This window comes from Thermoanaerobaculia bacterium (assembly GCA_035260525.1).
Taxonomy (GTDB): domain Bacteria; phylum Acidobacteriota; class Thermoanaerobaculia; order UBA5066; family DATFVB01; genus DATFVB01.
The window spans coordinates 1-7,786 of record DATFVB010000266.1; the positions used below are offsets into that span (position 1 = coordinate 1).

Consider the following 7,786-nt stretch of genomic DNA (forward strand, 5'->3'; position numbering starts at 1 on the left):
CCGATGAATGGCCTTGCGTTAAATGCTTTGCATGACGCGGCCTTCGACTCCGGACTGGTTACCTTGGACATGAAAGGTCGACTCGTGCTCTCGACCAGACTCAGAGAACATGTGCCTTATCGGCTCTTCGAGGATTTCTTCACTCGGTTCGAGGGGACGGCCGTTGCTGCGCCGGTACGATTTCAACCATCGGAAGAGAACCTCGCCTACCACCGTGAAAATGTCTTTCAGCTTTGACTCGGTGGAGATCAGGAAGGCGGAGGAGGGCCCGTGAAAAGAATGAGGTTCGTCCTGAGAATTGAAAGTTACGAGGGCCGCGATACGTTCCTTCGCTGCGGAGATGAAGGCCAAGACTTTCTCTTCGCGATCGCCGTTCTCGCCGATGGCTATCTCACGATCGTCGATATTGGATACAGAACCCAAAAAGAAGCTCTTGAGGCTTGGCCGGAAGCTAGCCCGATTCCTGAAGAGGTTTATTAGGCGCGGGGCCCGGGAAATTACTCCGACGGCAGCGGGGGAACATTCGCGAGCGCGAGCGTCGAACCGATCTCCGCCTTCTCCTTCGCCGCGGCGCCGTCGGGGATCTCGAGGACGTAGAGAGACTTCACCCTGGGTCCGTAAGTCGGGCAAGGATCGTCCTTGCACGGCGGGGTGTGGGCCGAGACGAAGATCACCCGCCGGTTCGCGTCCATCCAGACGATGTCGATCGGGAAGTTGCAGTTCTTCATCCAGAACGCCTCGACCGTGGGACGGGGGAACAGGAAGAGCATCCCCCGGCCGTCCGCCAGGCTCTCGCGATACATCAGCCCCTGCGCGCGCGCGTCGGGCGTCGCCGCGATCTCGACGCGGTAGGTGTTGCCGGACGGCATCGTCACCGTCGGCTGATCCTTCGCCGCTTTCCCGGCGTCTTTCGGCACGCCGTTGGACCGCGCGCAGCCGAGAGCAAGAGCGATCGAGAAGAAGATCGTGAACCTCGCGGGGATCCTGGCGACGCTTCGAACCGTCATCGCGGGTCGATTATCTCAGCCGCGAGGCGTCGCGAGACGCGAGCGAGACGGGATGCGGGCCGCCCGCGAGATCCCGAGGCATACCGGGGCGTATGTCGCAGGGTCTCGCGGGCGGCACGCGCCCGTATCGCTCGATGTATCGCACGCCGGCTAAATCTCCCCGGCGCCGTAGAGCTCCTCCCGCTTGATGAGCCCATATTTCTTCGCGTAGTACCGGAAGGAGCGGAACGACATCTTCAGGAGCTCGGCGGCCTGCGTCTGCACGCCGCCGCTGCGCTCGAGCGCTTCCTGCATGAGCCGCTTGCCGACGGCCTCGAGATACGCCTCGAGGTCGAGTCCCTCGGCGGGAAGCGCCGCGAAATCGGGAAGGGAGCTCGGAAACGACGAGGTGATGGCCGCGGGCAGACTGCGCGACGTGATCACCGGGCCCGGCTCGAGCGCGACGGTTCGCTCGAGCGTGTTCTCGAGCTCGCGAACGTTTCCCGGCCAGGGATATGCCTCGAGCAGCCGCATCGCCTCGGCCGAGATGTTCTTTTCCGGGATCCGCTGGTCCTTGCAGATCTTCTTGATGAAATGCTCGGCGAGCAGCGGGATGTCCTCGACGCGCGAGCGGAGCGGCGGAAGCGCGATCGGGATGACGTTGATCCGATAGAAGAGGTCCTCGCGGAACTTCCCCTCCGCCACCGCCTGCTTCAGGTCCCGGTTCGTCGCGACGATGATGCGCACGTCGACGAGCTGCTCCTCGTTTCCGCCGACCTTCCGGATCGTCTTCTCCTGGAGCACGCGCAGGAGCTTGACCTGCATCGCCGGGGAGGTCTCGGAGATCTCGTCGAGGAAGAGCGTGCCGCCGTCGGCTTCGGCGAAGAGCCCCTTCTTCTCGCGGATCGCGCCCGTGAACGCGCCCCGCTCGTGCCCGAAGAGCTCCGACTCGAGAAGCATCTCGGGAAGAGCGCCGCAGTTGACGGAGATGAACTTGCCGTTCTTCCGGGTCGAGGAGAAGTGGATCGCCCGCGCGATGAGCTCCTTGCCCGTCCCGCTCTCGCCGGTGATCAGCACGGTCGAGGAGATCTTCTCGATCCTCTCGATCGCGCGGAAGATCTCGCGCATCCGGGAGCACTTCCCGATCACGTTGGCGAACGCGTAGCGGGCGGCGAGCTCCTGCTTGAGGTAGAGGTTCTCCTCCTCGAGCACGCGCCGGGCGACCGCCTTGTCGAGCTTGACGGCGAGCTCCGAGAGGTCGAAGGGTTTCCCGATGTAGTCGGCGGCGCCCCGGCGCATCGCCTCGACGGCGTCCTCGTGCGATGCGTGCGCGGTGATCATCAGCACGGGGCTGTTCGGCTGGGTCTCCCGGAAGTGCGAGAGGAGGTCGATCCCCGAGCCGTCCGGCATCTTGATGTCGCAGAGGATCGCGTCGAAGTCCTCGCGCGACGCGGCCGCCCGCGCCTCCTCGAAGGACGCGGCGACGGCCGTCGTGTGGCCGGCCTTCGCGAAGAAGATCGACAGCATCTCCCGCAGGCTCGACTCGTCGTCGACGATCAGGATTTTCATGGGACCTCCGCTCATGCCGCCGACGAGCCGGCCCGTTCGGCCGTCTTCCGCGGAAGAAATATTTCGATCGAGGTGCCGAAACCGGGCCGCGACTCGACCCGGATGCGCCCCGCGTGCTCTTCGACGAGGCGGCGCACGATCGCCATCCCGAGCCCCGTCCCGCCGTCGAAGGCGGTGGCGAACGGCTGGAACAGCATCTCCTGCCGCTCCGGCGACATCCCGCGGCCGGTGTCGTGGAACCGGATGGCGTACCAGTCGTTCTCGACGCGGCCGGTCACGTCGAGGATGCCGCCTTCGGGCATCGCGGCGATCGCGTTGCGCGCGACGTTCCAGAAGATCTGCCGCACCTGTCCCGGGTCGCCGTAGATCGACGCCGCGGACTCCACCTGCAGGTTGAGGAGATGATGATCGCGGACCTCGTCGCTGTGCGAGAAGAGGTTCATCGCCTCCGAGAGCGAGGCCCCGACGTCGAAGACGACGCATTGCGGCGCGCCGGGACGGGCGTAGTGGAGGAAGTCCTCGAGGATCTTCGACAGGCGCCGGGATTCCGCCACGATGATCTCCACGAGGCGCCGCTCCGACGAGCCGGTCCGCATGTCGTTGCCGAGCATCTGGGCGGAGCCCGAGATCGATGCGAGGGGATTCCGGATCTCGTGCGCGATGCCGGCCGCGAGCTGGCCGACGGCCGCGAGCTTCTCCCGGGAGCGAGCCTCGGCCTCCAGCGTCTTCACGTCGGAGAGGTCCTGGAAGAGCAGGAGGAAGCCCGCCGTCCCCTTCAGCTTCCGGACCGAGTACCCGATCGTGCGCGGCCGCTCCGGGCCGCCGATCTCCGTCTCGCCGCGGGTCGAAGCGGACCGAAACCAGCCCGACGTGATCTTCTGCCATTCCTCCACCGACAGGAGGCCGAGATCCCAGAGCCAGCACCCCTTCGCCTCGAGCGGAAGCCGCTCGAGGATCTCGCCTCCGGAGCGGTTCAGAAACGTCACGATCCCCGACGCGTCGACCGTGGCGAGGCCCGAGGACATCGACTCGATCACGTCGGCGTGAAGGGCGCGGATCTTCTCGATTTCGAGCGTTCGCTCCGAAATCTCGCGGCGGGCGAGATGGAGCTTCTCGGCGATGAGAGAGGCGAGCACCGCCACGCCGTAGAAGCCGGCGATCGTGAAAGAGAGGGAGAAGAGGAGGGTCGGGCTCGTCCAGTCGGTCCGGTAGAAGAGCGGCGGCGGCGGGATCACTTCGTAGGTGGTGAGCTCGATCATGAGGCCGTAGAGGATCGAGGCCAGGGACGCGACCAGGAGCGCGCCGCGGCGGAGCAGCAGGAACGCCGCAACGGCGATGACGACGAGATAGAGGAACGTGAACACCGAGTCGGACGCGCCGGAGAAATAGACGAGGGCCGTCACGAGGACGAGGTCGCCGCAGAGATGGACGTAGGCCTGCTGCACCGGGCGCAGCACCCGCCCCGCGGCCGCCCATGCTCCGGAGAGGACGACGGCCGCCGCGCCGACGCCGTAAATCGGCCCGAGCCGCAGGTTCAGTCCCGCGCTCGCCTGGATCAGGAGGCACGAGAGCACGATCGTCCCCACGACGACCAGGCGCATGATGGTGAGAAACCGGAGCGACCGGGTCAGGGAATCCATTTCGGTGATTTTACGACGGATGCGCCGGGCGAGGACGGGCGGCCTCCCGCCGCGGAAAACGCGCTCGCGTTTCCCGCCGCGCTACTGCGAACCGCACGAATGACCCGTCACCCGGACTTCGAGAGAGGGGAATCAACGGCCGTCGGCGCGGCGAGGCGCGGATTCATGGGCGATCTCGGCGAGGCGCGAGCCGGCGGGATGCGGGCCGCCCGCGGCGGCCGCAGGCGTACCGAAGGCGAACGTCGGAGGCCGACGCGGGCGGCACGCGCCCGTCCGGCTCGATGCATCGCCGCACCGGCGCTCTGCCGGTTAGCCGATCTTGGAGATGAGTGAGAACATCGGCAGATACATCGCGATCACGACTCCGCCGATCACCACGCCCAGGATCGCGATCATGATCGGCTCCATCAGCTTGATGAGGCCGGCGACCGCGGCATCCACTTCGTCCTCGTAGAACTCGGCGATCTTGTTGAGCATCGTGTCGAGCGCGCCGGTCTGCTCTCCGACGGAGACCATCTGCACGACCATGTTGGGGAAGACCTTCGCGTCCCGGAGAGGCTCCGCGATCGTCTTGCCCGCCTCGACGCTCTTGCGCGTCGCGAAGATCGCGTCCTCGATGATCGCGTTGCCGGCGGTCTTGGCGGTGATCTCGAGCGAGTCCAGGATCGGGACGCCCGAGGCCGTGAGCGTCGCGAGCGTCCGGCAGAAGCGGGCGACCGCGATCTTTCGGAGGATCTCGCCGAAGATCGGGAGCTGCAGCAGGATCCGGTCGATCGTGTGCCGGCCGTTGTCCGTGCGGTAGTACGCGCGGAACGCGTAGATGCCGAGGCCGATGAGGATGACGACGAAGATGAAGTACCGCGCGAGGAAATTCGACGCCGCGATCACGATTCGGGTCGGCATCGGCAGCTCGGCGCCGAGCCCGGCGAACAGGGCCGCGAACGTCGGGATGACCTTCAGGAGAATGATGGCGACGACGCACGCCGCGATCGTGATGACCGCGATCGGGTAGATCATCGCCGACCGGACCTGGCTCCTCAGCTTGACCGCCTTCTCGATGTAGGTCGAGAGACGCTGGAGAATCGTGTCGAGGATGCCGCCCGACTCGCCGGCGGCGACCATGTTGACGTAGAGCGCGTCGAACGCGCGCGGATGCTTGCGCATCGCCTCCGCCAGCGACGAACCGGACTCGACGTCCTGCCGGACCTGGTAGAGGATCTTCTGGAACGACTTGTGATCCTGCTGCATCGCGAGAATCTCGAGGCACTGCACGAGCGGCAGGCCGGCGTCGATCATCACGGAGAACTGCCGGGTGAAGACCGCGACCTTCTTGGAGGGGATCTTTCGCCCGGCGCGCGGGAGCGCGGCCTCTTTCCCCTTCTCGCGGATGCCGCTGACGACGATCCCCTGGCGGGAGAGCGTCGCGAACGCGAGGTCCTTCGTATCGGCGACGAGAACGCCTTCCTGAACGGCGCCGGAGCGGTCCCGACCCTTCCAGACGAAATTCGCCATGCTCGCTCCCTAGACCCGGCGCGCGGGACCGCCGGCGGACGCGGCGGCCTGTGCCGTGTTGATCCCCGATCCGCGCGAGATCAACTCCTGGAGCTCCTCCGCGTGGGAGGAGCGCGCGATCGCGGCGTCGAGGGTGATCAGCCGCTTGTGGTAGAGCGTCGCGAGCGACTGGTTGAACGTCTGCATCCCGTGCTTCAACTGTCCCGTCTGCATCATCGAGTAGATCTGGTGGATCTTGTCTTCGCGGATCAGGTTCCGGATGCCCGCGTTCGGGATCAGGATCTCCATCGCCATGACCCGGCCTTTGCCGCTGGCCTTCTCGAGAAGCGCCTGGCAGAGGATCCCCTCGAGCACGAAGGAGAGCTGGGTGCGGATCTGCGACTGCTGGTGCGCGGGGAAGGCGTCCACGATGCGGTTGAGCGACTGCGCCGCCGAGTTCGTGTGGAGGGTCGCGAGCGTCAGGTGCCCGGTCTCCGCGATGCGCAGGGCCGCTTCCATCGTCTCGAGGTCGCGCATCTCGCCGATGAGCACGACGTCCGGATCCTCGCGGAGCACCGAGCGGAGCGCGTTCGGGAAAGAGTGCGTGTCGGCGTGCAGCTCGCGCTGGTTGACGATCGCCTTCTTGTGCGAGTGCAGGAACTCGATCGGGTCCTCGATCGTGACGATGTGGAGCGGCTTCTCGCGGTTGATCTTGTCGAGCATCGCCGCCTGGGTCGTCGTCTTGCCGGAGCCGGTCGGGCCCGTGACGAGGATCAGGCCGCGGGGCTTCTCGCAGAGCGTCTCGACCACCGGCGGCAGGTTGAGCTGCTGGAAGGAGAGGATCTCGTAGGGAATCTGACGGTAGACGCCGGCGACCGCGCCGCGCTGGAAGAAGTTGTTGGCCCGGAAACGGGCGACGCCCTTGACGCCGAACGAGAAATCGAGCTCGAGCGTCTCCTCCAGGCGGTGCTTCTGCGCGTCGGTGAGCACCGAATAGGCCACCTGCTTCGTGTCGGGGACCGAGAGCGGCGGGTACGGGAGCGGGGCGAGTTTGCCGTCGAGCCGGACCATCGGCGGGGAGTTGGTCGTCAGATGGAGATCGGACGCGCCCATCTCCACCATCTGCTTGAGCAATTGATGCAACGAAACGGTGGTCGCCATGAAAGTTAGGGGAAGTGTAGCGGCGGACAGGGGATATTGCAAACCGGCCCTTCGGACAGGGCCTCGCTCGCGCAGCCGGCGGGATCGCGGGCTCTCGAAGGCGATGCGGCTCCTTGCGGGTCCTGTCACGCGGACGCCCTCGCGGCCCGGCCGGCGCACGCGTCAGAGGGGCTACAAGCCGGTGCGCGGCGGCCGGATCCGAGAGGGACGCCCGCGCGCCACCCACGGCCGCATCGCGACGAACTTCCGCGAACCCGCGGCAGACGCTCGCTCGGGGAATGCGGCGCTGCACGCCGCGGCGGCTCCGCCGCCGAACCGGACTGGGAGCAGCCGGCGGCAGACGATGCCGCGCGGCTCTGCCGCGCCTCCGAACGACCTCTCCCTTGGGGAGAAAATGCCGCGTACTCGCGACAGGTGAGGGGATCCGGCAGGTTGCGGGACGGAGGAGGCGAGGCGTGTGGAGCGGGTCCTGTCGCGCGGACGCCCACATGGGGCCGCGAGCAAAGCGAAGCCGCCGACTTCCCCTCGCCCGGCGGGAGAGGGTGGCCGCCACAGGCGGCCGGGTGAGGGGGGCCGAAGGCCGGCCCGGCCGGCGCGGGCTGTGGAGGGGTTACGAGCCCGCTGCGCGGCGGCCGGCTCGCCGCCGGGAACGCTTCGCGCCACCCGCCCCGTCGCGGGAGCTTGCTTGGGGACCGGGGGCGCGTGTCGGCCCGGCGGCTCGTCGAACGAGCGACTCGGCCGCCGGAGCCGCCACCCCCTCGCCGCGCTCCCGCTCCCGCGGCGCAAGTCGTCTCGCGCAGCGCTTGCGCGAGACTTCGTCGCGCCGCGAGGAGCCCGGCAGATCCCGAGCGACCACCCTGCGGTCCGCGTTCGTATCGGCGCCCCTCAGTTGTGACGACGACGGGGCGCGGCGAGGCGCGAGCCCGGCGGGATGCGGGC

Annotated in this window: 7 protein-coding genes; 2 read left to right on the forward strand and 5 right to left on the reverse strand. The window is 67.2% G+C overall.

Going from position 1 to position 7,786, the window contains the following annotated elements:
- Positions 1-237: HNH endonuclease (locus VKH46_12865; protein HKB71729.1), on the forward strand; the 237-nt coding region annotated here is incomplete at its 5' end.
- Positions 238-270: 33 nt separating this feature from the next.
- A complete protein-coding gene (locus tag VKH46_12870) occupies positions 271-480 on the forward strand; it encodes a hypothetical protein (GenBank protein HKB71730.1) in 210 nt (69 codons plus the stop codon).
- 17 nt (positions 481-497) lie between these two features.
- Here the strand turns inward: VKH46_12870 and VKH46_12875 are convergent, their stop codons facing one another.
- The 5 genes from VKH46_12875 to VKH46_12895 form a co-directional block, all read right to left on the reverse strand.
- Positions 498-1,007: a DUF192 domain-containing protein gene (locus tag VKH46_12875; GenBank protein HKB71731.1), complete on the reverse strand. Its 510-nt coding sequence runs from the start codon at positions 1,005-1,007 to the stop codon at positions 498-500.
- A 150-nt stretch (positions 1,008-1,157) separates the two neighbouring features.
- Positions 1,158-2,555: a sigma-54 dependent transcriptional regulator gene (locus VKH46_12880; GenBank protein ID HKB71732.1), complete on the reverse strand. Its 1,398-nt coding sequence runs from the start codon at positions 2,553-2,555 to the stop codon at positions 1,158-1,160.
- Between the two features lie 11 nt (positions 2,556-2,566).
- Positions 2,567-4,195 (reverse strand): ATP-binding protein, encoded by a 1,629-nt coding sequence (locus VKH46_12885; GenBank protein HKB71733.1) that lies wholly within the window; start codon positions 4,193-4,195, stop codon positions 2,567-2,569.
- A 309-nt stretch (positions 4,196-4,504) separates the two neighbouring features.
- Positions 4,505-5,707 (reverse strand): type II secretion system F family protein, encoded by a 1,203-nt coding sequence (locus tag VKH46_12890; GenBank protein ID HKB71734.1) that lies wholly within the window; start codon positions 5,705-5,707, stop codon positions 4,505-4,507.
- A gap of 9 nt (positions 5,708-5,716) precedes the next feature.
- Positions 5,717-6,847, reverse strand: coding sequence for a type IV pilus twitching motility protein PilT (locus VKH46_12895; GenBank protein HKB71735.1), 1,131 nt, complete (start codon positions 6,845-6,847; stop codon positions 5,717-5,719).
- Between the last annotated feature and the right edge of the window lie 939 nt (positions 6,848-7,786).